General features: G+C 52.3%; 17 protein-coding genes. 12 read left to right on the top strand and 5 right to left on the bottom strand.

The features are described 5' to 3' along the window. The first annotated feature begins 214 nt into the window (after positions 1–214). From PLA01S_RS01270 to PLA01S_RS01245, 6 genes are all read left to right on the top strand, one after another. On the top strand, positions 215–2,524 hold the full coding sequence (locus PLA01S_RS01270) for a helix-turn-helix domain-containing protein (RefSeq protein ID WP_127589693.1): 2,310 nt from the start codon (positions 215–217) through the stop codon (positions 2,522–2,524). Between the two features lie 190 nt (positions 2,525–2,714). Next, positions 2,715–3,635, top strand: a complete 921-nt coding sequence (locus PLA01S_RS01265) for an ABC transporter permease (RefSeq protein ID WP_100540618.1) — start codon at positions 2,715–2,717, stop codon at positions 3,633–3,635. A 12-nt stretch (positions 3,636–3,647) separates the two neighbouring features. Further along, positions 3,648–4,508 carry a carbohydrate ABC transporter permease gene (locus PLA01S_RS01260; protein WP_127589692.1) on the top strand — a complete coding sequence of 287 codons (861 nt, stop codon included), beginning with the start codon at positions 3,648–3,650 and terminating at the stop codon, positions 4,506–4,508. Between the two features lie 59 nt (positions 4,509–4,567). Then, entirely contained in the window at positions 4,568–6,118 is a 1,551-nt protein-coding gene (locus PLA01S_RS01255) for an ABC transporter substrate-binding protein (RefSeq protein ID WP_127589691.1), read from the top strand. Positions 6,119–6,146: 28 nt separating this feature from the next. After that, positions 6,147–7,202, top strand: a complete 1,056-nt coding sequence (locus PLA01S_RS01250; protein ID WP_127589690.1) for an amidohydrolase family protein — start codon at positions 6,147–6,149, stop codon at positions 7,200–7,202. A gap of 366 nt (positions 7,203–7,568) precedes the next feature. Continuing rightward, positions 7,569–7,940: a Rieske (2Fe-2S) protein gene (locus PLA01S_RS01245; RefSeq protein ID WP_127590083.1), complete on the top strand. Its 372-nt coding sequence runs from the start codon at positions 7,569–7,571 to the stop codon at positions 7,938–7,940. 523 nt (positions 7,941–8,463) lie between these two features. Here PLA01S_RS01245 and chrA read toward each other — a convergent pair. The 3 genes from chrA to chrS are packed head-to-tail and all read right to left on the bottom strand — an operon-like array spanning position 8,464 to position 10,109. Continuing rightward, a complete protein-coding gene (gene chrA / locus PLA01S_RS01240) occupies positions 8,464–9,006 on the bottom strand; it encodes a chromate efflux transporter ChrA (protein WP_127589689.1) in 543 nt (180 codons plus the stop codon). Then, complete coding sequence (gene chrB / locus PLA01S_RS01235) at positions 9,006–9,575, bottom strand: chromate efflux transporter ChrB (protein WP_127590082.1); 570 nt, start codon at positions 9,573–9,575, stop codon at positions 9,006–9,008. The genes chrA and chrB overlap by 1 nt, the downstream gene beginning before the upstream one ends. A gap of 51 nt (positions 9,576–9,626) precedes the next feature. Next, positions 9,627–10,109 (bottom strand): chromate efflux transcriptional regulator ChrS, encoded by a 483-nt coding sequence (chrS, locus tag PLA01S_RS01230; protein WP_127589688.1) that lies wholly within the window; start codon positions 10,107–10,109, stop codon positions 9,627–9,629. A gap of 499 nt (positions 10,110–10,608) precedes the next feature. Between chrS and PLA01S_RS01225 the strand changes: the two genes are divergently transcribed. From PLA01S_RS01225 to PLA01S_RS01200, 6 genes are all read left to right on the top strand, one after another. Continuing rightward, positions 10,609–11,703 (top strand): CapA family protein, encoded by a 1,095-nt coding sequence (locus tag PLA01S_RS01225; protein WP_127589687.1) that lies wholly within the window; start codon positions 10,609–10,611, stop codon positions 11,701–11,703. Positions 11,704–12,179: 476 nt separating this feature from the next. Beyond that, entirely contained in the window at positions 12,180–18,278 is a 6,099-nt protein-coding gene (locus tag PLA01S_RS01220) for a phosphodiester glycosidase family protein (RefSeq protein ID WP_127589686.1), read from the top strand. Between the two features lie 174 nt (positions 18,279–18,452). Beyond that, a complete protein-coding gene (locus tag PLA01S_RS01215) occupies positions 18,453–18,779 on the top strand; it encodes an antibiotic biosynthesis monooxygenase family protein (RefSeq protein WP_006208549.1) in 327 nt (108 codons plus the stop codon). A 39-nt stretch (positions 18,780–18,818) separates the two neighbouring features. Beyond that, positions 18,819–19,814: a Gfo/Idh/MocA family protein gene (locus PLA01S_RS01210; RefSeq protein WP_127590081.1), complete on the top strand. Its 996-nt coding sequence runs from the start codon at positions 18,819–18,821 to the stop codon at positions 19,812–19,814. 333 nt (positions 19,815–20,147) lie between these two features. Next, on the top strand, positions 20,148–23,087 hold the full coding sequence (locus tag PLA01S_RS01205; protein WP_127589685.1) for a family 10 glycosylhydrolase: 2,940 nt from the start codon (positions 20,148–20,150) through the stop codon (positions 23,085–23,087). 206 nt (positions 23,088–23,293) lie between these two features. Beyond that, positions 23,294–23,932 carry a TVP38/TMEM64 family protein gene (locus PLA01S_RS01200; protein ID WP_127589684.1) on the top strand — a complete coding sequence of 213 codons (639 nt, stop codon included), beginning with the start codon at positions 23,294–23,296 and terminating at the stop codon, positions 23,930–23,932. On the opposite strand, the gene PLA01S_RS01195 is transcribed toward PLA01S_RS01200, so the two are convergent. Continuing rightward, positions 23,927–25,600 (bottom strand): PH domain-containing protein, encoded by a 1,674-nt coding sequence (locus tag PLA01S_RS01195; protein ID WP_127589683.1) that lies wholly within the window; start codon positions 25,598–25,600, stop codon positions 23,927–23,929. The two genes, PLA01S_RS01200 and PLA01S_RS01195, sit on opposite strands and share 6 nt — an antisense overlap. Continuing rightward, positions 25,593–26,075 carry a PH domain-containing protein gene (locus PLA01S_RS01190; protein WP_127589682.1) on the bottom strand — a complete coding sequence of 161 codons (483 nt, stop codon included), beginning with the start codon at positions 26,073–26,075 and terminating at the stop codon, positions 25,593–25,595. The genes PLA01S_RS01195 and PLA01S_RS01190 overlap by 8 nt, the downstream gene beginning before the upstream one ends. Positions 26,076–26,167: the final 92 nt, after the last annotated feature.

The following is a 26,167-nucleotide window of genomic DNA, read 5'->3' as shown; positions in this document are numbered from 1 at the left end:
CACGAGCAAGGAAAAAAGACATTCTCGTTTCTGATAAGGGCCAGGAGATTCCTGGCTCTTTTTGCTATGGACGCAAACTTGTCCGGTAAACGTCATTTCAGTACAAATTCCGTGCAAGGAAGGTGCAGCGAATATTATAACTTACATCAAAATATAGTAGACGTAAATGCAAGCCCTGTTGCTTGCAATTTTAAATAACAAAGGGGGGACATTCATGAAGCGAAGGACGTCGCCTAACCGATCACCTGAGCCGGGAGATACCGATTCTCCGCCTCCCAGAAGGAACACCCTGTTTTGGAGGCTGTTCGCCAACTATTTTCTCCTCATTCTCATTCCCGTTATTGTGGCGTCGGTTCTTGCCCAGGTGCTGGTCGTTCGCATCATTGAAAAGGATGCCGAGCGTTTCAATCAAGTGATGATGAACCGATTCTCCGAGCAGACGGACACCGAACTTCAATCCTTAAAGACGAGCATGATTAATATCCTCAGCACCTCCAGATTACGGAGCGTGCTTCTCGCTCCCATGGCTTCTTCGCCGGATAGCCAACTGCTTCCGGAACTGCTTCATTCCCTGCGGGAGCAGCTGCAGCAGCTGGAATCGGATGATCTTGTCGAGAGGGCGTATTATTATTTTGTTCACCAGGATTTGATGATCGATGCCGAAACCTATACGAATAAAGCGTATTATTTCCATTCCCGTTATCCCTTGGATTTGAACCGCCGCCATCAGCTGGAAGCCGAGTTATCCGGCAAAAAAATGATGGATTTCATGGATTCATCCGCTTCTTTGACAGCTTCCATGAGCTACCCGTTTAATACCGCGGCTCCTGAAGTCTATCTCCTGGTCGAAGTGAAACGAGACAAGCTAGAGGAGCAGATTCATATTCCGGAGAGCTGGGTTACAGGCACAGCGATTGTAGATGATGGAGCCAAAGTGATAGCCCAGACCGGACTGACCGAGCAGGACCAGCTTACCCTGCAGCAGCGAATACGTACGGACGGCGTTGCTTCGCCATTCACGATATCGGACAAGATGGGGCTGTCCTTCATGGCATCCGGCTTCGACGAGTCCTGGCATTATATCAGCATGATCGATTTAGAAACATTGATGAAGCCGGTCTATATGACCCGATGGATCTGCTGGTTGTTCCTCCTATTCTTCCTCATAGTCGGCGCGCTCGCCTCATATTATTTAAGCCGGCGCTTATACCGGCCGATCCGGGAGATTAAGGATGGACTGAAGCTGCATCACGCTCCGAGCGGGAAGGTCGGCCACGAAGGAAACGAGTTTGATGTCATCAAACGTTACTCCCAGTTCATCATGACGGAGAATAAAGAGCTGTTCCAGATGGTGAACGGGATGCTGCCGATCGTTCAGGAGCAGTTTTTTACGAAAATCCTGCTGGGGCAATACCGGGATGCCTTATCGATTGAGTACTACGCCAAGGAGATTGAGTTTGCCTACAGTCATAAGGCGGCGAGAACCGTCCTGTGCATCTCGTTCCATTATGATCCAACCGTTTACGATTCGGCATCGGAATCCACCAAGACTTTTTTGCTGACGGAGCTGAAGGACAAGATTCACCGGCTGGCACCCGGCATGATCTGGATCTGCCAGACAAGGCCGGATCTGATGGCTTGCATTGTTGAGCATGGTCCCATCGCGGAGAATTATCCGGAAAAAGTAGCGGAGCAGGTTCGGGGCATTTTCCTGGAATACGGTGCTTATTATAAAGCGACCATCGGTCTCGGAAAGACCGTTCATGCCATCGAAGAGCTGCACCAGTCCTATGAGCATGCTCTAGCCATGCTGAAGTACCGGGGGCTGCATTCCGCGGTGGAGATTTGCGGCAGTCAGCCTTCCCGGGAGCTGCAGCAGTGGGATCCTTTCCTATCCGTACAGGAGGTCCAGCGGATTCTCAATCAGTACAAAACGAGGGAGTATGACAAGCTGCTTCATTCCGTGCTTGCTCTGCTGGAGGAGGGAAAGGGCAAGGATGCCTCCGCCATGCAGATGAAATATCTGCTTGCCGATGTGCTCAACACCTGGATTCGGGCCGTGGAATCGGAGCGCAATGAACTCAACGTTCCGTATTACTCGGGTCTGTTCGAACGGATGAATCGCTGCATGACATGGGACGAGCTGACGTGCTGCTTCGAGGACATTCATGGTTTTCTGTTCCGGAAGCCGGCTTCCAGCAGCCGGAGTCAACAGTTTATGGAGATTGTGGAATACATTCATGAGCATTATGATCAAGAGCTGTCGATCGAGCATTTTGCCGGCATGATGAATATGTCCATCGGGCATTTCAGCCGTACCTTCAAGGAGGAGGTCGGCGAGAAGTACGTGGAATATATCGCGAAGTACCGGCTGATGAAGGCAAAGCAATTTTTGCTTGAAACCGATTTGAAAATAGACGAAATTGCCGAGAAGGTTGGGTATTGGGGCCGAAATTCTTTGATTCGGGCTTTCCGCCGATATGAAGGCATTACGCCCGCCAAATACCGGAGTTTTCATCAGTAGGAAAAAAGAGACTGCATTATTTTCTGAAGTCTCTTTTTTTGCATGGAACGGGCTGAAAGCCTTGCGGCGCAGGCATTGCAAAACGTGCGTCTCAAGGAAAAGATGTTTGCTTTACGCGAAGGAGCCACGGCTCGTATAGTGGGGACAACAACAAACGAATGTAAATGCTTTCAATCGGAGGTGGGGATTATTGGCGCAGCTATCACGGATCGGCTATGTTCTGAGAAAGCATAAAGCGTTGTACTTGCTGATGCTTCCCGGCATTTTGTATTACTTGATATTCAAGTACGCGCCGATGTACGGCATCATCATCGCCTTCCAGGACTATTCGATCGGCCGGGGCATTTTGGGAAGCAAGTTTGTCGGATTCAAGCATTTGATTGAATTTTTCTATGTCACCCCCGATGCATGGAAGCTGATTCGTAACACGATCATGCTGAATGTGTACGATCTACTGTTTCATTTTCCGGCGCCGATCATTCTGGCGATCCTGTTCCATGAGCTGAAGAGCAAATGGTTCAAACGGTTTGTGCAAAACATCAGCTATATGCCGCATTTCCTGTCCACCGTTGTAATCGCGGGCATTCTCGTTACCTTCCTCTCTCCCACAACAGGCGTGGTGAACCATCTGCTCGTCAAGCTGTTCGGCATCGAGCCGATCATGTTTCTGGGCATGCCGGAGTGGTTCCGGACGGTGTATGTGGGCTCCGAAATATGGCAGAAGGTGGGGTGGGGCACCATTCTCTATCTGGCTGCGATTGCAGGAATCGATCCGACGCTGTACGAAGCGGCCAAGATGGATGGGGCAAACCGATGGCAGCAGGTCCGGCATATTACGTTCATCGGCATGGTGCCGGTCATGATTATCCTGTTCGTGCTGTCGCTCGGTAATTTCATGGAGGCCAGCTTCGAGAAAATACTCTTGATCTACAACACGATGAATTACGAAACCTCGGATGTTATCAACACCTTTGTGTACCGGCGGGGCATCCTCGATGCCGATTTCAGCTTCGCCACCGCGGTGGGCCTATTCCAGTCGGCGATTGGCTTCATTCTGGTCGTTGCGGCCAATCGGATCGTACGCAAATATTCGGAGACCAGCCTGTGGTAAGGGAGGTGCGCGATGAAAAAGCAGGAAAGCTTCGCCTCAAAGCTGTTTGACGTATTCAATGTATTGTTCATGATTGTGCTGATCATGGTGATGGCCTATCCGATGGTGTACGTATTCTCGGCTTCCATCAGCAATAATGCCATGGTCGCGAGCGGCGCCGTGCTGCTGTGGCCAAAAAAGATTACGCTGATTGCATACGAACAGCTCATCTATAACCCCGATCTCTGGATGAGTTACTGGAATACGATCCGGTACACATTCCTGCATACGGTGCTGACGCTGATTGCGACCTCCGCGATGGCGTACCCGCTTGCGAAACGGTGGCTGCCCGGCCGGAGAGTGATTTTGCTGATGGCGGCATTCACGCTTCTGTTCAGCGGCGGCATGATCCCGACCTTTCTGATCGTTCAGAAGCTGGGGATGCTGGATACCATCTGGGCGATCGTCCTCCCGTCGCTGATCAGCACATGGTATTTGTTCATTATGCGGACATTCTTTGAGGCGCTGCCGGAGGAGCTTGAGGACGCGGCTGCTATCGATGGTTGCGGATCCATACAGATTCTGGTGCGGATCGTGCTGCCGCTATCCGTACCGGTGATGGTCACGATCGGCCTGTTCACGGCCGTGAATCAATGGAACTCTTTTTTCAGCGCTTTGATCTATCTGAATGACCGGGAGATGTACCCGCTGCAAATCATGATGCGCAACATCCTGATCGCCGGCACGAATGTACAGGGCGAGGGCGACCTGACGCATCTGGAGACGTTGAAATATGCCATGATCATGATCGGTACGCTGCCGATTCTATGCGTCTATCCGTTTATCCAAAAATATTTTGTACAGGGAACGATGATTGGCGGCATTAAGGGATAGTCATGGATTTCAAGTAAATCCATCTCTATACGTTGTGATGATAAAAAGGAGGTTAGGGAATGCGGCGAAAGGGGTTCAGAACAGCGCTTGCCATGATCCTGCTCTGCGCGATGCTGGTTACGGGCTGCACCAGCGGGGGCAAGGACGATTCGGGGACGTTAAGTCCTGACAAACCGGTTACTTTTTCATGGCTCGTATACGACCGGGTGGAGGGCAAGGTTCGGGATGACTGGGAGATTTTCAAAGAGATCGAGGCAAAGACGGGCGTCAAAGTGAAGTTCCAGATCGTCAGCCAGGAAGGGCTTGAGGAGAAAAGGCAGATCATGATTGCCACGAATACGGCTACGGATTTTATCCAGGTGCCGACGCAGGACGGCAGGGAGCATGGGCCGGAGAAGGTGTTCCTGAATCTTAATGATTATTTGGATCGGGCTCCGAATCTTAAAGCATTTTACGAAAAATATCCTGAAGCCAAGGCGCTGGCAACGGGCACGGACGGAGGCTTGTATACCGTACCTGTTCTGGAAGGGGATGCGGAAGGCAAGGGCTTCAACTTTATCTGGTATGCCCGCAAGGACATTATGGATCAGCATGGGATACAGGCACCGACTACGGTGGACGAATTTTATGAGTATCTGAAAACATTGAAGGAGAAGGTTCCGGATTCCTATCCGCTCATATCCAACGCGATCGTTGGCGATACGGGGCTGTATACGACCTTCGGGCGTATCTTCACGGGCATCAGCGGCTTCTATAATCTCGATCCGACCACCGATCAATATGCATTCGCCCCATACCATGAGAATTATCAGGATATGCTGGTGTATCTGAATAAGCTGTATGCGGAAAAATTGCTGGATCCGGAATTCTCGCTGCTGACCCAAGCGCAGTGGGAGGAGCGCATACTGACGGGCAAATCCTTGGTGACGTTTTTCTGGAAGGCCGATCTGGAGTCGCTCGTAGCGAAGGCGAGGGGGGCTGGTACGGCCGAGTATGAGCTGGATGCGATTCCTTCCTTTGCCGCCGAAGGGATCAAGAACTATCAGTTCTCCCGCCCGGTCGTTGGCACCGTCGGTCGAGCGATCTCGGCTAAAGTCAAGGATAAGGAGCGCGCCGTCCAATTCCTCGATTATTTGGTCAGCGAAGAGGGAACGAATTATCTGTCCCTAGGAATCGAAGGCAAAACGTATACGATGGAGGACGGCAAAGCGGTATATAACAAGGAGTTCGGCGAGTCTCCGTTTAATGCGCTGCGCAAGGACTGGGGCGTATGGTATGACCTGATTACGTTGAATAACGCCAAATCCCGTGAGGTGTGGGAGCGCGGATTGAGTGAGAAGAGCAAGGATATTAACGCCCGATATGAGCAGTACATTGTCCCGGCACCGAAACAGATCGTCAAGACGGAAGAGGAGCTGGAGCTCGAGAAATCGAAGCTGAACAATCTGAACAAATTCCTTGAACAGAAGGTGACGGAGTTCGTAACCGGCAAAACCCCGATTAACGATTCCACCTATCAGCAGTTTATTGACCAGGCCAAGAAACTCGGCTCCGATGAACTCCTTACCATGTACAACACCGCCTATACTCGCACATACGGCGGCAAGTAATCTGCGATGGAGATGGAGGAATCAGGCAATGGACGATACCAAAATTATCGATGTCGACGTTCATAACGAGCAGGACGACAGGGCGCTGCTGCCATATCTGCAGGAGCCCTGGCGCTCCCGGGTAGCGACATCCGGCATCGGTTATGCAGGCTCAGGGTACTACTCGCCGATCGGGGTGATGAAAAAAGACTCGATCCCTCCGGGGGGAGGCAAGGCCGGCTCTGATCCCGATTATATGATCAAGCAGCTGATCGAAGGCTACAATCTGGATTATGTCGTATTGACGGGTGTCGTCTACAACATCTCCTCCACGCATGATCCGGATTATGCGGCGGCGATATGCTCGGCTTATAACGATTATCTGATCGCCGAGTGGCTTGGCAAACATAAAGCGTTCAAAGGCGCAATGGCAGTAGCCACCCAGGACCCGCTGCTGGCGGCACGCGAGATCGACCGGATCGGCGGCCATCCGGATATCGTGGAAGTGATGATCTCCAGTGCGGCGCGTTCGCCGCTGGGTCAGCGCCACTATCACCCGATCTATGAAGCGGCGGAGCGCAACGGCCTTCCGCTCGCAATCCACCCGGGAGCGGAAGGCGGCGGGAGCTCGACGGCTCCCACCGCGGCCGGTTACCCGACCCGCTACATTGAGTGGCACACCTGCCTCTCCCAGATGTTCATGGCACATCTGGTAAGCATGGTATGCGAGGGCGTATTCGTGAAATACCCGAACCTGAAGGTCGTTCTGGTTGAAGGCGGAGTGGCTTGGCTGCCGGCCCTGATGTGGCGGCTGGACAAAAACTACAAGGCACTGCGCGCAACCGTGCCCTGGCTGACGAGAATGCCAAGCGAGTACATCCGGGATCATTGCTACTTATCGACGCAGCCGATCGAGGAGCCGGACAATCCGCAGCATCTCATCGATCTCTTTAACATGATCGACGCAGAGAACATGCTGCTCTATTCCAGCGACTACCCGCATTGGGACTTCGACTCGCCGAGCCATATCCTGCGGGGCCTGAAGCCGGAGGCCCGGCGGAAGATTTTTTATGAGAATGCGAGGCAGCTGTACCGGTTGGATTGAGGGAATGGGTGAATGTATGAATGGATGAATGGATGGATGAATGGATGGATGGATGGATTAGGGTATCCGAATGAACCTAGCACGAATAATTGAAGCTTGGGCTATGGGCAAACCAAAGTCAGACCAAAGACGAACCAAAGACGAGCCAAAGACGAACCAAAGATAAACGAAAGTCGAAAACAAAGTCGAAAACAAAGTCGAAAACAAAGTTGAAAGAAAGTAGAAAACAAAGGCGAAAGAAAGTAGAAAACAAAGGCGAAAGAAAGTCGAAAACAAAGTTGAACCAAAGTCAAAGCAAAGTCAAAGCAAAGTCAAAGCAAAGCCAAACCCTACAAAGCTAGACGCATAGGCAAGGAGGTGGCATGTATGACGGTACATTACGTGCTGGCGGAGGAGGACGTTCCGGAGGGCGGGCACGCGGTCGTGAACATAGAGGGACGCGAAATCGGCATCTATCGGATCAACGGCGAGTTTCATGCGATTCTGAACTACTGTCCTCATCAGGGGGCGCCGATCTGCGCAGGACTGGTCTCCGGTACGACGCTTCCTTCGGAGGTATACGACTACGAATACGGCCGGGCAGGCGAAATTGTCCGCTGTCCCTGGCATGGCTGGGAGTTCGACCTCCAGACCGGCAAGTCGCTGTTTAGCGACCGCATCCGGGTGAAGAAGTATAAGGTGGAGGTCCAAGAGGGCAAGATCGGGGTGGTGATGGGGAGGAAGCAGGCGGGGAGTTGAAGGGATGTAATTAATGGGGCTGCAGGTATCATTACTAGCCATGGGCACTCAAGTTACTTGTGTCAGCTTTTAACGGACCATAGATCCGTTATTTAAGATCATAACTCGATTTTTTACAATTTTCCGGACTCCAGATCCGCTATTGTGCGAATTACGGGTGCCAATACCGATTAAAACAGCAAATAAGGTCCTCTGTGTCCGCTAAAGCTACCAAAAGGGCTATTTTGTACAAAATAAGGTATTCTGAGTCCGTTAGAAAGTCCTCACGACCATAGAGCAAGAGGACTTTCGGGACAAATTGAATGATATGGCGATCATATTTTTGGACGTCAGGTGAATTGCTCATTGCCCCGTTGGTCTAATCGGGGGATACGTACGGTGCGTGGTGCGTGGTCCGGGGTATGCTTGGTTGGCTGTGGACTGAAAAAAGAGCGAGTATTGATGGGCAAGTGCCCCTCAAACTCGCTCTTTTAGTTACAGCGACTTGCCCGAACGGGTTATAGTTGTTATCTACAATCCCCCCTCACACCACCTGCGACAGCACCAAGCCCCCGTAAGCGAACGCGGCGAGGATCACCAGTGCCGGGTGGATCTTGCGGATGTACATGGCCCAGAAGGCGACGGCGGCGATGCCGAGGGATTGCAGGAGGCCGATGGAGATGACGGAGCTTTTGCCGATCTGCCAGGTCAGGGTCAGCATCATGATGGCGATGACCGGTTGGACCAGCAGGGTCATGCCTTTGACCACGGGCGAAGTACGGTATTTCTGCAGCAGATTCAACAGCCAGATGAGCGCTACCGCGGAAGGGATGACCGTCGCCGCGAGGGCGAGGGTCATGCCCATCCAGCCGGATACGTCGTACCCGACAAAAGCGGCGATTTTGGTGGCGATCGGCCCGGGAAGCGCATTGCCAAGGGCAAGCATGTTGGAAAACTCCGGGTCGGTCAGCCAGCCGTGATTCGTGACGATCTCCTTGTACATGAGCGGGATGGAAGCAGGACCGCCGCCATAACCGAGCACGTTGGAGACGAAAAAGCTGATCAGCAGTTGAAGCCATTCTTCCATTAGGCGGACCCCTCCTTATCCCGTCTTTGCTTTTTTAATTTGGCTACGGTTTTGAAATGTACGGTGCCGTAGGCAAGGAACAGTATAATGACAATGGCCGGATGAATCTGGAAACTCTCCAGCAGAAGAAACGACACGACGAAAGATCCGATCCCGGTGTAGATGCCGAGCCCCTTTACAGCCTTCTCGCCAAATTCGTAAGCCATCGTTCCCAGCATCACGGCAATGACCGGCGTAACGCCGGCAATCATGCCCGCCACCACTTTGGAGCTGCTAAGGAACGTCACCGCCGACAGCAGCGCGATCATCGCGATGCAGGTCGGGAGGATATGCGCGAGAACGGCAACGATGGCGCCAAGCACCCCTTTTTCCCGGTAACCGAGATAGGCGGCCATCTTCGTGGCGATGGGGCCAGGAAGCGCGTTGGCGAGCGCGAGCACCTCTCCGAATTCATCGTCGCTGAGCCAGTTGTAACGAACGACGGCCTCGTGACGGATTAACGGAATAACCGAAGGACCGCCGCCGTAGCCGAGTATTCCGGTTCGGAACATGCCGAACGATAATTCCATGTATGGGTTGCTAGTTTTATCAGGCAAGGTATGAGTCCTTTCTGTCGAGAGTTAGAGTCGAATGCCCATTCGGCTTTTATAACGCTTGATTAAGATCTGCGTGTCCACACTCGTAATGCCCGGGAGCGGGTAAAGCTTCTCATTTAAAAACATTTCCATTTCCTTATGATCGGTAAAGAGTCCGTGCATATGCAGCTTGCTGGGACCGGTCATATGATAAAGACTTGTTACATACGGCTCGTTCTCCAATGTGTCCGCTACCTGCTGCAAATATTTGGGTTCGACCTCCACATTGAAAAAAGCAGATACCGAAATCCCCACTTTTTCCGGATTAATGACCGCCGCGAACCGTTCAATAACGCCGTCATCGATTAGGGCATTGACCCTGGCCTGTGCCGCAACGCGGGACAATCCAATCTCTTTGGCCAAATCCGTGTACGAGATTCGCCCGTTCTTGCCGAGGATTGCAATGATTTTGCGGTCCATATCATCAATCAGGAGAGGCGCGTTCTCACCGGAAGAATGAATATCCATAGGCTTCAGCTCCTTTAGATTACTTATATGTAAGAAATACCTCGTATAAATATCACAAAACGTAATCAAAAAATCTTATTTAATTACGATACGTATAAATATATAAGCAATTTATGAAGTTTTCAACATGATATGCGATGGTTGAAACTTTTTGCCCGCTTTTTAAGTCTAAGACTATGGATAGAAAAAGATAGATTAGATTTATTTGGATGTTTATATGCCTCGATGAAGAAGGCGGAATGATTCTGGAGAAGCGAAACGGTCCCCTTTGCCCCTGGATTTTCACCACTTGTAATCCGTTTGAAAAATCTGGGGGCGACAGGGATCTGAAGAATGATCCGCATGCGTAGTCATGAAAGGGCTAACTAGTTAGAGGTCATTCATAATTCTATTAAATGGATCATTTGATATAATTCCCCTTTTATATCATTTTATGATAGGATAAACGTGGTAAATGACTAGCTTCTTAGAGTTTTTATTTGGAAAGGGCGGCATGGATATGAAGAAATTATTTTGCCTCATTCTGGTTATCGTTATGCTTCTCCCGGTCAGCATTGTTTCGGCAGCGGGCACGGATGGGAAACAGACTCAGAGCAAGGCCCAGGAAACCAAGGATACAGCGGGCGCAACCACTCAAGCCAAGTCGAAGAACAAGCCGATAGATCTTGTTTTTGCAGGCGACATTCTGTTGGACGGCTACGTGGGGAACCAGATTGATAGATTCGGGAACCTATACCCGTTTAAGAAGGTGGCCCCCATCTTGAAAAAAGCGGATATGGCGTTTGCCAATTTGGAGACGCCGGTCTCCATTCGGGGCAAAGCTGCGGACAAAACGTTTGCCTTCCGTTCGAAGCCGGATACGCTCCAAGGCTTGGTTTATGCTGGGATCGACGGCGTAACGCTAGCCAACAACCATATTCTGGACTATGGGCAGCAGGCGATGCTGGATACGATTACCCATCTGAAACGCCAGAAGATCGGGTACACGGGAGCCGGACGCAATATGGACGAGGCCTATAAGCCTTACGTGCAGACCATTGATGGCAAGAAAATTGCGGTGCTGGGCGTCAGCCGGGTGCTGTCGGACAATTCTTGGATCGCGGGCAAGAACCATCCGGGTGCTGCCTCCGCCTACACGATGGAGCCGATGCTGACCCATATCAAAAAATCGGCCAAAACCAACGATTATACGATCGTATACATCCACTGGAACCAGGAATTCGCCGACTATCCGGAAGAATATGCGCGTACGATGGCGAAGAAGATGATTGACGCCGGGGCCGACATTATTATCGGATCGCACAGCCATACGTTGATGGGCATCGAATATTACAAGAACAAGCCGATTTATTATTCGCTTGGCAACTTCGTGTTCAACCGCTCCACCCGGGGCGGGGACAAAACCTTGCTGTCGATGATGGTGCATGTTGAGATTCAGGGCTCCAAGATCACGAGCCGGATTACGCCGGTGAAGATACTTCAAGGCCAACCGAATCTGATGGACAAGAAGTACAACAAAGAGATCATCGCGAAACTGAACAAACTCTCCTATAATGCAAAAATCGATGCCAACGGCAACGTCAGCAAAAAATAATAGGGAATTTTGAAAACAACTGCGGCTATAGGCTGCGGTTGTTTTTTGTTTCCTGGGGAAGGTCTCCGCAAAAAAATGTCGGAAACAGGCGGCAAGGCGTTTTTTTTCATTCCTCGTATCCGACAAAAGCTGCGCTTACGCTACCCATCCGGAAATTCCTGCTGAAAAAATAAAATAAAATTTTACAAAATGTATTGTATTTTAAAATAAAATTTCAATATGATGAAGGGAAGAAGACGGGTTAATTTCGTTCGTCGGAAGCGGTAAACACGAAGCGGCAGCATACTTTTTTGCAGCCCTTCCAGCTAATGACTGAATGTAAAGCCGATAGCGGCAGAGTTAACTTCGTCTTAACACAGATTGGAGGTGGAATTAACAAGCCAGCGTTATACTCCCGAGTAGGTCTTTCGTTCATGAGCGGACTTACAACCGAGAGGAACCAGAGTCCAAGCAGAGAGAAGGAGGAATTCATGTACATGTTAAGGAGCAAAAAGAGTATATCATCGCTGCTCAGCGGAGTGATGTTTCTATCGCTGCTGTTTCCCGCAGGACAAGCTGCTGCCGATGACTCAGCCGCCGCCGCGTCATCGATTATTGATATGCGGCAGATGGAGATCGGGCCGGGGGCTACATATACGTGGGCCAATATGCAAAAGGGCAGTGGCGAGCAGAAGGTCCACATGGTGGAGTTCAACCCATCGCAGGGGAATCTGGAGCTTCAGCCGGGTCTCACGGACGGCAAGGTATACGGCATGCAGGGAGTTAGCAAAATGGCATCCGACGCCGACAAGGCAGGTAACCGTGTCATTGCGGCGGTGAACGGGGATTTCTACGATATGTCCACCGGCATTCCGCTCGGATTGTTTATGGGGGACGGGGAGCTATTAACGGATCCGCCCAGCGGTCGGAACGCCTTTGGCATTAAGCCGGACGGGACCAGCCTGTACGGCAGTCCGAAATTGACGAAAAATGTGACGATAGGCGCAACCGTAAGCGGCCTGTCATCCATCAACCGTCTCAGAGGGACGGACGCACTTGTCCTTTATACCGAAAAATTCAATGCCACAACGATGACCAATAATCTTGGCGACGAGGTCATTCTGGATATCGTGAGCGGCAGGGTCGCCAGCGGGGAGACCTTGACGATGCGTGTGGTCTCTGTTCTTAAGGATCAGGGAAATTCGCCGATTGGCCAAGGCCAAGTGGTTTTGTCCGCTTCGGGCTCTCAGCGTAGCAAGCTTGCCGGACTTCAGGCAGGGGATGAAGTAAAGGCGAGTTTTGAGCTGGATAACGAGTGGAAGGATGTCACGATGGCGATTGGCGGTACCGTGATGCTCGTCAAGGATGGAGTCGTGCAGCAGCATACCGATCCGGCCGTGCATCCAAGAACGGTGGTGGGCACCAAAGCGGACGGCTCCGTCGTGCTGTTCGAGGTCGACGGCCGCCAGCCCGGGTTCAGTGAAGGGCTTAACTACATCGAGCTTGGAGAAATGCTGCAGGAGCTTGGCATAGTGAACGCTCTGAATCTGGACGGAGGCGGTTCGGCTACCTTCGTTGCCCGTCTGCCGGGAGAAACGGAGCGCAAGGTGCTCAACTCGCCATCAGACGGCGGGGAACGCAAGACGGCAAACGGCATTTTGCTGGTGAACAAGGCACCTGAAGGAGCGGCGAATAAACTTGTTGTGGCGCCCACGCTGGAAAGAGTGCTGACTGGCTCCTCTGCAACTTTTAAGGCGGCAGCCGTGGATCAGAATCTGCATCCGGCGAAAATGACGGAGGCTGCGGCATGGAGCGTTGACCCTGCTTATGGGACGATCGACGCAAGCGGTACGTTTACGGCAGGGAATCAACCGGGTGTAACCGAGGTATCCGTACAATCCGGCAATCTGACCGGAACAGCCGCGTTGGAAGTCGTAGATGAGCTGACCGAGCTCAAGTTCTCGGACGCGGTGAAGACCTTCTCTTCCGGCTCGACCGAGACGCTGAAGGTGACCGCGCTTCGAAACGGACAGGTGATCCAGGCCGATAATAGCCGTTTGGAGTGGCGTACCGAAGGCGACATCGGGACGATTGACGGAAGCGGAACGTTTACCGCTACGGACAAGCAGGATGTCAGCGGCAAAATCTTCGTGAAGTACGGTCAAATCGAGACCTCAATCGAAGTGAACGTCGGGCTTCCGCCAGTGATGCTCGAGGATTTCGAGAATGGCCTCAGCCGCTATAAACCAAGCGCAGGTGCACGGTTCAAGTCGACCAAGGTATCCATTGAAACCGATGAGACCTATATTCGTTCCGGGAATGGCGCCTTGAAGCTGGAGTATGATTTTACCGGGACGACAGGCACCTCCGGCGCTTATCTGGAGACGACAGGCGCCGCGGACTATATCGAAATCCCAGGCTATCCCGAGAAGATCAGCATGTGGGTGTACGGGGATGGCAACACGCACTGGCTTCGTGCCCAACTGCGTGACAGTAAAGGTGCAATCGGGCTCGATTTTACCGATCAGACGATCGGCGTCGATTTCAAGGGATGGAAGTATCTCGAAGCGACCGTGCCCAAAGGAAGAACCCTTCCGCTGGTGATGGACGCGCCTGTACGGTATATGGAAACAAATAACGAGAAGAAAGACGCCGGGGCCATCTACGTAGACGAAATTCGCGCATTGTACGGTCCGGCCAACGACGATATCGATCCGCCGGTTCTGAAGAAGTTCTCACCGGCCGACGGTGCGGAGATCAAGGAGAATACGCCGACCATTACCGTGTATGCCGAGGATGCAGGCTATGATCCTGTCGCACACCCGGGAACCACCTTAATTGATCCGGACAAAATCCGGTTCTATCTGGACGGCAGTCCGGTGCAGCACACCCTGTATCCGCCGGAAGGAAGAATCCATTACACGCCAAGCGTTCCGCTCGCCGATGGCGTTCATCAGGCGAGAGTCACCGTCCGCGATCTGTCGGGCAACCAAACGACCGAGGAATGGAACTTCACCGTAAATACCGGCGCAGCCAAGGTGGTGTACGATACGCCGAATACGATCTATGTTGGCGGCAGTTACACGCTGGATATCGGCGGTGTGAAGACATCCCAAATCCGCAGCGGGCATGTCGATTTCCAATTCGATCCCACCAAAGTGGAGAATCTGGAGCTCATACCGGGGGACAAGCTGAGCCCATCCCAGGTTAGTGCGAACATTGACGCTACAACAGGAGTGGTGAAAGTGACTTGGAAGGACATCCATACCGCATCCCTGCAGGATACGGATTGGATCGGCCAAATCCAGTACGACGTGAAAAAGAACGCAACCGGCAGCAGCATCATATCGCTCACGTCCGGAGCGGTATCCTTCACCGATACGGGCAGTACCGAATTCTCGTTCTACGGTCTTCCGATAGAATCTCAGATCGCAACGCATTATGCGCTGAGCTGGAATGAGGAAGGAGCGGTACAGGGATACGAAACCGTGTTTGAAGTGACCGATGCCCAATGTCAGCCTGTGGAAGGCGTACAGATTATGGCTGACGCAGCAGCGGTGGGCACAACGGATGCAGCGGGTATCCTGAAGACGGGGGCGCTGACGTCCCAGGTCAAGACGTATACCGTGCAGGCCGTCAAAGGCAATCAATATAGCCCGGCATTGGAGTTCAAGGTTTCGCCGCTGGCTGGAAGTCCTACTCCGTTCAACATCAGCGTGGGCATGGGCGAAGATCCGACCACGTCGCGGATGCTCAACTGGCACACGGACCCGGCTACGGATGGGACCGTCGTGGAACTGGCCAAGCGGTCCGAATTTACGGATTTCGATGCGCCGAACGTCCAGAAATTCAATGGTGCCAGCGAGCTGTACCATACCTTGGATCTCGGCACCGTCCGTGTCCATAAAGCGACAGCGGCCGGACTTGAGCCGGGCACAGAGTATGTGTACAGAGTCGGTGACGGCCAAGGCCATTACAGTGCTCAAGGCTTGTTTAAAACAACGGAGCTTTCGGGAGACACAACGAAATTTTTGTATTTTGCCGATTCCCAGGCATCCACCGCCAAAGAGTTCGAGCTGTGGGGGAATACAATCGACAAGGCGGCAGCCGAGCATCCGGACGCCGAATTTATGGTCCATGCGGGTGATATGGTGGACAAGGGATTCCTGGAGGAGCAGTGGAACTATTGGTTCGATGAAGCCCAGAAGCATTTCCTGAATACAACGTTAGTGTCGGCCATCGGCAACCATGAAGTGATGGGGAATAAGGAGAACGGAGACTTCCTGGCTCACTTTAACCAGCCGGGCAATGGCTTGGACAGCCTGAAGGGAACGAACTTCTCTTCTGATTACAAGGACGTTCATTTCATTATGCTGAACAGCGAGTATCAGCTGGAGGAGCAGAAAAAGTGGCTCCAGCAGGATCTGGCTAACAATACGAAGGAATGGACCATCGCGATGTTCCACCGCGGGCCTTATGGAAGTATCTATGATTCCGCCGAGGTACGCAGTCTGTGGGCGCCGGTGCTTGAAGAATTCGGCGTGGATCTCGTGTTAAACGGACATGATCATATATATATTCGTTCCTACCCGATGATGAACAACCAGATTGCCGCGGACGGGAAGGGCACAACCTACGTCGTGGCGGGGTCGTCAGGTCCAAAATTTTACTCCCACACGGAGCGGGGCTGGCATGAGGTGGTCGACGAAGAGAAGACCCAGATGTATACCTCCGTAGAAGTGAAGGGAGACGAGCTTCATTTCGTAACCAAAACGGTTGGCGGACGCGTCGTGGACGAGTTTACGCTGACGAAATCGGATACGAAGCCGGAGCCGCAGCGGATTGAAGTAACTCCAAACCAGCTGACGCTAGCTGTAGGCGAGAGCCAAAAGTTACTGGTTGATGTGAAGCCGAGCGGTGCGGAACGAACCGTTGTGTGGTCCGTATACCATTCCGAACCGTCGAATGACGTCGTTAGCGTATCCGCAGACGGCATCGTGACGGCTCAAGGGCTGGGCAGCGCGGTGGTAAGAGCGACCAGCACGGCAGCGCCGGATGTTTATGCAGATGTGAAGATTACGGTAGATCGAATTCCGAACGGCAGCATAGAGTCGATCGCCCTAAGCGGTAAAACCGTGCTGAAGGTTGGGGATACCGATCAGACCGTCACGGAGGCGGTTTATACCGACGGCAGCCGTATCCGCTTAATCGAAGGTGTTACCTATGAGAGCAGTAAGCCCGATATAGCCTTGATCGATGAGTTGGGTTCAGTTCGAGCATTGGCCGAAGGGGCGACCGTTATTTCGGCAACCTACGAAGGGTTCAAGTCGGAATATGATTTGAAGGTGACCACCCGGGGCGGGGGGAATCCCGATCCGGGACCGGAGCCGCCGGTAGACCCGCCCGTGCAGCCGCCGGTAACACCACCGGTAACAACACCAGTAACACCGCCGGTAACACCGCCGGTGACACCGCCGTCAGGCAGTGTCACGTTATCTGTGAGCGAGCTGGCAGCCAAGCTCTCGAACGGGCAAGTTGTAATAACGATGGATGGAAACTTTACGGATATTACGCTGCCAGGGAATGCAGCAGACATACTCAAGGATGGTTCGATCCATATTGAAGCGAAGAATTTGGCCATAACGATCCCGGTCGAAGTGCTTCGCCAACTGGGCGGCCTTGCAGATGCTGGCCAGCTTGAGAAGGGCACGATAAAACTGAGTGCCGCCACATTAACGGAGGCCGAGAAGAAGCAGCGGATCGCCCAAGCTGCCCGCGTCTCCGGCGCAAAGCTGACTTCAGCGGGAGCCATGCTGGAGTTCGAGCTTAGACTTACGACAGCGGATGGCAAAGTTCACAGCTTAACTGAATTCGATCGTCCGATCACGCTGGAACTGCCGGTATCTTCAGATGCTAATGGCAAAAGAATCTCCATGTACTATTTATCCGGCAACGGAGAGCTGGAGTATATTGGCGGTGTAAACAAAGACGGCCGCATGGCCGCGGGAATCCGCCATTTCAGCGCTTACGGTTTGCTGGATTACGAGAAAACCTTTGCGGATGTTCGATCTTCATTCTGGGCCGCGGAAGTGATTGCCGACTTAGCTGCGAAGCAGCTCATCGAAGGCGTCAGCAAGGAGCGCTTCGCACCGGCTCAGCAAGTGACCCGGGCCGAATTTGCGGCGATGCTGGTTCGTCTGCTTGATCTTCAGGCAGAGAGCTCTGCGCCGTTCGCCGATGTAGCTTCAAGCAAATGGTACGCAGAGGCTGTGGCCGCAGCTGCCGAGTCAGGCATCGTGAATGGAACTAGCAAAGACCGTTTTGATCCGGACGCCCCGATTAAACGTCAGGAAATGGCGGCGATGCTGGTGCGCGCTTATGCCCACGCGATGAAACTACAGCAGGAGAGCATCAGCGCGGGCAGCGATTTTGCCGACCTTGCTTCATCCCCGGACTGGGTTCGGGAAGCGGTAGAAACCGCGCATGCCCTCGGTTTTGTTCAGGGCCATACACCGAGCCGCTTTGAACCGGAAGGCCTGACCACGCGTGCGGAAAGCGCGCAGGTCATCTATAATCTGTTGCACAAACTGAAGTAAAGGCTAGAAGGCAGAATACCGCTTCTCTTCTCCTGTAGATGATCACAGAGGAGAGAGGCGGTTTCTTTTTTAGGTTAAAGAATGACGGAAGTTCCGATATAATGATTACATGGTTAATGAACGAAGGTAAATCGAAGTAATGGCTAATCTGGTAACCGGGAAGAGGGGAAGAGGATGACGGAATACGCGAATACGCCGAAGCCGCCTTATTATGCCTGCATTTTTGTATCCAAGCGCACAGAAGGTGACCGGGGTTATGGGGCGATGTCCGATAAAATGGCAGAGCTCGCAGCGCAGCAGCCCGGCTATTTGGGGGTGGAGTCTGCCCGGGATGAGGGTCTTGGGATCACGGTATCGTACTGGGATTCCCTGGAGGCCATTCGTTTATGGAAGGAGAATGCCGCTCATCAGGTAGCGCAGGAACGGGGCAAGAACGAGTGGTATGAAAGCTTTGGCTTGCGAATTTGCAAGGTGGAGAGGGACAGCTTCTACAAACTTTAGGCAAGGCCAATCAAGGAAGAGGATGAGGAGGAGTAAATGATGATGCAGAATCCGGGCAAGATCAGATGGGGAATTATGGGGACGGGCTGGATTGCGGAGCAGTTTGCAGCCGATCTGGCGTATGTGGAGAATGCTCAGTTTGTGGCCGTTGGCTCACGTACGGCAAGCAGTGCAGGTGAGTTTGCGTCGAAATATGATATACCGCGGGCTTATGGTAGTTACGAGGAGCTCGTAGGGGATCCCGACGTCGACGTTGTGTACATAGCGACTCCGCATCCGCTGCACCGGGAGCATGCCTTACTGTGTCTTCATGCCGGCAAAGCCGTCCTGTGCGAGAAACCCATCACGATTAACGGGGATGAACTGGAGGAATTAGTGGCGGCTGCACGGGAGCAGAAGCTGTTCCTGATGGAGGCCATGTGGACGCGTTTCCTTCCGCCGATCCGGCAGGTGCGCGAATGGCTGAACGAAGGGCTTATCGGCGATGTTCGGCTGCTGAAGGCCGATTTTGGGTTTCGGAGCGGCTGGAATCCACAGGGCCGTTTGCTGAACCTGGAACTTGGCGGCGGCGCGCTGCTGGATGCGGGTATTTATCCGGTGTCGTTTGCCTCCATGATTTTTGGAACCGAGCCGGAGAAGATATGGAGTACCGCGCATATCGGCGAGACGGGCGTAGATGAGCAGTTCTCGGTTATTCTATCTTATGAATCCGGCAAGACCGCTTCGTTAAACGGGGCGATCCGGCTGGGTCTGACGAATGAAGCTTATATTTATGGCACCAACGGGTATATTCACATTCCTTCCTTCCTGAATGCAACCTCCGCTTCGCTTCATGTAGATGGCGAGGAACCGCTGGTTGTTACAGATGACCGTCAGGAAAAAGGGTATAGCTTCGAGGCTTACGAAGTGGGGCGGTGTCTGCTGGAAGGGCGACTTGAGAGCGATGTGATGCCGCTTGATGAATCGCTTGCGATTATGAGGCTGCTGGATCAGATCCGGGGGCAGTGGGGACTGAAGTATCCTTCGGAAGGATAAGCTGTGAAGCTGATTATCGGACTTCTTAAATACGTGAACTGAATGAATGGTGAAGCCAATAGGGGGATTGTCCCGTGTTGGCTTCTTTTTTGTGATTCCCTACGTCATGGACAGCTGAAATTCCTGCCTGATTTATAAAATTATATTTTATTAAAACTATTGAAATTTGAAATAAAATTTCAATATGATAGAGATAGAGATGAACATGTGTGTAAGACCATCACGATCATCTATTCTAGCAGATCGATAGGAGGTGAGCGGCAGCCGATTTCGCTTGGAATTGGACTTCAGTTTGGATAGCAAGCATTCATACTAAAGGGAGTGAATTCGTGAATGATAATCAAAAGGCGTGTCTATCGTAGCAGCAAGTCGATTCTATCCATGACGCTGGCGTTAGCCGTGATGTTCAGCTCGGCTGTTTCCGCTTGGGGTAATTCATTTGATGCGTACGCAAGCACCGGAGAGCCAGGGGCTGTCGTCATCGAAGATTTTGAATCGATAACAAATTTGTCCGCGTCTTCCGCAAGGGGAAAGGCCCAGCTGGATGTAGTAGGGAGGCCGGAGCCAATCTATTACGGTCATCATGCTGCAGCTCTAACTTATGATTTTGTGGGCAGCGAATCCGGCACCTCGGCGGCTTACCTCAACTTCAAAGACTCGGACGGTTCTACCGGCAGAAGCGTCTCTGGTTCACCGACTGCACTCGGTTTATGGGTTTACGGCGATGGCGGGAACCACTGGCTCCGGGCCCAGCTTCAGGATTCTTCCGGCGTCAAGCATGCCGTGGATTTAACGTCGACCTCCGGTTTTAGCTGGAAGGGCTGGAAATACGTCAAATTTAACGTTCCCTCTACCATCAAGGCTCCTCTCAAAGTGAATCAAATCTATATCACCGAATTAAAGGATACGAATAAAAACAAAGGTACCGTATACTTCGACAGGCTGTCCGCATTCTATACGGCTTCCCAGGTGTACGGGCTCGACATTGGCGGGCTGACGCCCATGGGTGTAGGAGAAACGGTGAAACCCCAAGTATATGCAACCTATGAAGGACGTACGGAACCTGCATTATTAACAACCGGCGTGAAACTCACCAGCAGTGACGATAACATCGCTACTGTCACGGGCGCTACATACGACACCATTGAAGCATTGGCGCCGGGAACGGTAACCATAACGGCAGAATACGGAGATGCACCAAAATCTCAGTATGAGCTTCATATTACGCAAGATGCGCCAGCCCCTGGAGAATTGCTGTTATCCGGGCCGCTTCATATGGAAACCAGTCTTACCGGCAACATGAGAACCAGTGTGGTTTACTCCGTATACGGAAACCAGACGGACCCAGTATGGCTGACTGAAGGAATTAGCTACGTAAGCGATCAACCGGGCGTTGTATCGGTAGACCAAGCCGGTCAATTGACCGCAGTTTCCGCAGGAACGGCAGACATTACGGCTTCGTACCGCGGAATAACCGCACAGCATGCCATTACGGTGACGGATCCGGTTCCTGTTCTGCAGAGCATCGAACTTCAAGGTCTTACAGCGGTTACGGTTGGAGACTCCTTCGAGACGGCGGTGTCCGCAACCTACTCCTGGATGGAAGAGCCGGTGATCATAACGGAAGGCGTTACGTTTACCAGCAGTCATCCGGATGTAGCCACTGTTGATGATAAAGGAGTGGTATCCGGCTTGAAGATAGGTTCCGCTAGAGTAACAGCCACATTCCAAGGAAAGACCAGCTCCCTCTACATCACGGTGAATAAAGCTTCCGAGCATCCGAAAGCCGAGCTGAGAGCGGCCTGGATTGCAACCGTCGACAATATTGACTGGCCAGCCAAAGGAGTCACCGATCCGGATCAGCAGAAACAGCAGTTTATCAGCCTGCTTGATCAGCTGGAGGATGCGGGGATGAACGCGGTCATTATGCAGATCAAGCCGACGGCGGATGCATTCTACCCGTCCAATTACGGGCCATGGTCAGAATGGCTGACGGGAGTTCAGGGCAAGGATCCGGGGTACGATCCGTTGGCATTCCTGCTGGAGGAAGTCCATAAGCGGAACATGGAGTTTCATGCCTGGTTTAATCCATACCGCATCAGTCTTCAAGGAGACGTTAACAAACTTGTAGCCAACCACCCGGCGAGGCAGCATCCGGAGTGGGTTGAAGAATATGGCGGCAAGCTGTATTTCAACCCAGGGATACCGGAGGCACAGCAGTTTATTATCGACGGTATCATGGAGGTCGTTCGGAATTACGACATCGACGCCGTGCATTTTGACGATTACTTCTACCCGTATCCCGTAACCGGCGTGGATTTCCCGGATACGGACACCTTTAACCAACACAAAGGCTCCTTTACGAATAAGGGAGACTGGAGAAGAAATAACGTCAATCAATTCATTCAGAACGTAAACGAAGCCATCAAGGCAGAGAAGAGCTACGTGAAATTCGGCATCAGTCCGTTTGGTATCTGGAAAAATAAATCCAGCGATCCGACCGGCTCTGAAACCAATGGTCTTGAGAGTTACAATGCCATCTATGCCGACTCGAAGAAATGGGTTGAAGAAGAGTGGATCGATTATATCACGCCTCAGATTTATTGGAATATCGGTTATTCCGCTGCCGCTTACGATAAGCTGATCGATTGGTGGAGCGGGGTCGTATCCGGCAAGAACGTTCATCTATACAGCGGACAAGCCGTATACAAAATCGGGTCGAGTGCCGATTGGTCCAACCCCGAAGAGATGCCGAACCAGATCCATTACAACCGCAACTTTGAGGAAGTCCGGGGCAGCATGTACTTCAGCTCCAAATGGTTTAAGGATAATGCTCTCGGATTTACGGACAGACTGAAGAACGATCTGTATCGGTATCCGACCTTGATCCCGGCGATGCCTTGGATCGATTCGGAAGCGCCGACTGCGCCCAAGAAGCCGAAGGCGGATCACGAGCAGGATGGCGTGAAGCTAAGCTGGAGGTCGACAGATGATGAGACGTATTATGCGGTTTATCGTTTTGATGGCAGAGGAACCGGCAGTGTTCAAGATCCGTCGCATTTGTTAGGGACTCTCCGAAAAACCGCCGGTACGACGCAGTCCTTTGTTGATCATACCGTCGTAAAGGGACAAACCTACACTTATGTTGTGACGGCTGTCGATCGTCTGCATAACGAGAGTGCCGCAAGCAAACCGGTCACGGTGAAAGTGAAACAAAGCGGTAAGCCTGGAAAGCCCCCGGTGAATCCACCGGGAAAACCGAGCAAACTGTGAGTTTACATGAGAGCGATAGGATATAATCCGTACCGGTTAACGGCTGGTCTTCTTCCCTAGCAAGATGTCGCTTTAGAGAACGGACGGCCCGCTTCAAGATAAAAGGGACATCCCCGGCTTATTGCCTTGGGATGTCCCTTTTGCTGCTTGTTCCAATAGACATGCTACGTGATACAATAGGTGCATTATGACCTGGAGTGTGGTGTATGTTCAAGAAATTAGGAATGGCATTGGTTTACGCCGCCGTAGGTGGTCTTGTTTACTTTTATGGCGATGTCATATTGGTATGGATTCGATCGACAGACAATATCATGCTGATGATGTTCATGGCCGTCATCATGGCCTTGTTTCCGGTGATCCCTTATCCGGTGGTAGGAGGCGTTATCGGTGCCGCCCTGGGGCCGGTCATCGGCGGAATCGTCACTTGGGTCGGCTCCACCGCGGCTTCCATCCTGATGTTTATGTTCATCCGATACGGCTATCAGGAATGGGGCGACCGGGTGCTTTACCGTTATAACAGGCTGGGAAAAGTGACAACGATGTTCGAACGAAACGCCTTTTTGACCATCCTGTTTACCCGGTTAATCCCGTTTATTCCTTCCATTGTTATCAATGTGTACGCGGCTCTCAGCAAGGTAACGTTCGCATCATACAGCATCGCGTCCGCGTTAGGCAAAATCCCCGCCATGCTGCTGTTCTCGATGGTAGGGGATCATCTCATGACAGACCCTTCCCACATCATCATCACCATCGGCGTATATGGCGTATTTCTTGCGATAACCCTTATGGTTTACCGATTGTCGGGCTTTGGCCGTTCAGGAGGAACGGAGACCGAACGCTTATAAGTGTTCGGTCGGTGAGGCGGGAACACTTCGTTCTGCAGATGCGGAGTTCTCGCCTTTTTTCTTTTGGAACCAAGCCCGAACAGCCTCGATCTCTCGCTGATCCATTCCACTTAAACTTTCGTTAATCTCGCTGAATATCATCTTCACTTGAAGGGATAGAAGCCCTCTTCTGCGCTGTCTGCGGGTACCGCTAACCTCCATGGCGATAATCTGCGGCCGGCGTATATACCTGGTGGACATGGCAATGAAACGGCTGCGGATCGTAAGCTGTTTGTCCGTTACATTAAGTCCGGAATCCCGGTGCGAAAGGAGTCCCCAAGCTAACGAGAGCGGAAGCAGCAGAAGCGATAACAAACCGAGCCTGTCAAAATACCAAATGCACGCGGCACTAACTACCACGGCAAAAGCCAGCTTCCACCTCAGGTACATCCATTTTGCGCGGGGCGGCGGCGAAGCGGTAATGGCCTGAGCGCTGAATTGAGGCGTAACCCGATTCAGCAGCGCTGGAATATCCCCGGTCTTCAGCAGAGGATGCAGCATGAAATGCTTCTCGGACTCTGACGTAAGCACATGAACCTTCACTTCGGCGTAACCGAACCAGCGCCGGAATACGCCTTCTTTAACGGTAATGGCCAGCACTCGTTCGGGAGAGAAGAGCAGTCTTTTTCTCTCCAGCAGACCGCAGCTGACCGAGATTTGTTTCCCGATCCGCTCGACGGTAAATCCCGCATATTTGATCGTGTAGAGCACGGCGGAGAGCAGCCAGGATACGATAAGCGCCACAGCGGCAATGCTGATCCAACTGCCGGGCAGCAGCTTCCCTGCCGACTGAAACAGCGATTGGTACATTTGATCCGGAAGCAGGTCATCCGCAAAAGATAAAATACCGCCTACAAAGGCTAAAGCCAGTGACAGGTTGGGCGAGGAGAGAGCGGCAATGAGCAGGCGTCCGGAGGATAGCTGGAGCAGCGTGCTGCGTTCCTCTTCTGCCGTGATTGTATCGCTTGTATTCTTTCTGCCAACGACGCCCGAATCGGAGTCCTCCAAAAGATCGCTTCCGTATCCCATGTTATGATTCGACGGTTGAACGGATTCGTAATTCTCTCGCGTTTCCGGCGGTTGAACAGATGGCCCTTCCGTCTGAACGGGAATGCTCTGATCGGATGGGTCGGGGCTTTCATGGGCTTGGTGAACCTCACGCTGCGTCTGCCTTGTTCGGGTTTGCTCGCGCAGCCAGCGCTGCAGCCGTTCGCCTTCGCTATTGGTGATGGCAGGCAGTATGCCCCCGCCTTCCGTTTTGCCCGGCGTTTCGATTCGGACCTGGGTAAGCCCCAATATACGCTGCAGCAAGGGCTGCTCCATATTCATGGAATGAATGCGGCCTGTATAGATGGACAATTCCTCACGGAACAGAACGCCGCGACGGATGAGGATTTTGTCTTCTTCCAACGTATAGACGAAGCGTTTCCACTTCAGATACCCGTACAGAAGCAGAAGCGAGACCAGGATGACAATGGCGGCGGACAGCCAGTACCAGGGGATGTCGCGCAGCGATTTTCCGTTAAGGAATTTAATGGATACCAGAGCGGCGATGGGAATGAGTGATTTTACACTGCCTACGAGCGGGAACAGGATGAACAGGCGATGAAGTCTTGTCGGTTCATTCATCGTGATCCACCACTTTGGCCAGCTCGCCGATCTGTTTCTTCAGTTCCTCTGCTTCTTCCAGCTTGAGCGCCTGGATGACATGAGTCGTCGCGGCGGTAACGACCTTAACCTTGGCTAAGCCATATTTACGAAGGAGCGGTCCCCGTTCCAGCTCGACATGCTGTACCCGCGTCATCGGGACCAGGGTGTCACTGAGCCAGATCCAGCCGGAGCGAAGCTCCAATTCTTCTTCGCTTACTTTGAAGCCGAATTGTTTGTAGGTGAAAGAGGGCACGGCCCAAGTAAACCAGGCTCCGAGTACCAGAAGTCCGATGGTGATCCAGCCAGGTATCAGGGTCCACCCGAATATAGCAGCCATAATCAGATAGGCTGCTGCAGCGAGTAGAATAACCCCATCCGTAATGAAACCCGTTATGCGCGAGATCGTTATGGAGTCCGGGTGACACCTGCGCATGGCGTCAAGTCGATTGTCCATATGTATGTTCCTCCTTGATGTTACAGATTCGTACATTTTGCATCTTTTATGTATGTCTACGTTCTTGGGGATGGATCGTTTCATCCCGTCCT

The sequence above is a fragment of the Paenibacillus lautus NBRC 15380 genome, from assembly GCF_004000945.1.
Taxonomy (GTDB): Bacteria; Bacillota; Bacilli; order Paenibacillales; family Paenibacillaceae; genus Paenibacillus_AQ; species Paenibacillus_AQ lautus.
The sequence above is the reverse complement of the archived record's forward strand: the minus strand, read 5'-3'. Positions and strand labels throughout refer to the sequence as shown.

Coding starts and splice junctions, on each gene's coding strand:
- PLA01S_RS01210 (WP_127590081.1), top strand. CDS start 18,819: ATGATGCAGAATCCGGGCAAGATCAGATGGGGAATTATGGGGACGGGC.
- PLA01S_RS01245 (WP_127590083.1), top strand. CDS start 7,569: ATGACGGTACATTACGTGCTGGCGGAGGAGGACGTTCCGGAGGGCGGG.
- PLA01S_RS01200 (WP_127589684.1), top strand. CDS start 23,294: ATGTTCAAGAAATTAGGAATGGCATTGGTTTACGCCGCCGTAGGTGGT.
- PLA01S_RS01190 (WP_127589682.1), bottom strand. CDS start 26,075: ATGGACAATCGACTTGACGCCATGCGCAGGTGTCACCCGGACTCCATA.
- chrS (WP_127589688.1), bottom strand. CDS start 10,109: ATGGATATTCATTCTTCCGGTGAGAACGCGCCTCTCCTGATTGATGAT.
- PLA01S_RS01270 (WP_127589693.1), top strand. CDS start 215: ATGAAGCGAAGGACGTCGCCTAACCGATCACCTGAGCCGGGAGATACC.
- chrA (WP_127589689.1), bottom strand. CDS start 9,006: ATGGAAGAATGGCTTCAACTGCTGATCAGCTTTTTCGTCTCCAACGTG.
- PLA01S_RS01255 (WP_127589691.1), top strand. CDS start 4,568: ATGCGGCGAAAGGGGTTCAGAACAGCGCTTGCCATGATCCTGCTCTGC.
- PLA01S_RS01215 (WP_006208549.1), top strand. CDS start 18,453: ATGACGGAATACGCGAATACGCCGAAGCCGCCTTATTATGCCTGCATT.
- PLA01S_RS01250 (WP_127589690.1), top strand. CDS start 6,147: ATGGACGATACCAAAATTATCGATGTCGACGTTCATAACGAGCAGGAC.
- chrB (WP_127590082.1), bottom strand. CDS start 9,575: ATGGAATTATCGTTCGGCATGTTCCGAACCGGAATACTCGGCTACGGC.
- PLA01S_RS01205 (WP_127589685.1), top strand. CDS start 20,148: ATGATAATCAAAAGGCGTGTCTATCGTAGCAGCAAGTCGATTCTATCC.
- PLA01S_RS01195 (WP_127589683.1), bottom strand. CDS start 25,600: ATGAATGAACCGACAAGACTTCATCGCCTGTTCATCCTGTTCCCGCTC.
- PLA01S_RS01260 (WP_127589692.1), top strand. CDS start 3,648: ATGAAAAAGCAGGAAAGCTTCGCCTCAAAGCTGTTTGACGTATTCAAT.
- PLA01S_RS01225 (WP_127589687.1), top strand. CDS start 10,609: ATGAAGAAATTATTTTGCCTCATTCTGGTTATCGTTATGCTTCTCCCG.
- PLA01S_RS01220 (WP_127589686.1), top strand. CDS start 12,180: ATGTTAAGGAGCAAAAAGAGTATATCATCGCTGCTCAGCGGAGTGATG.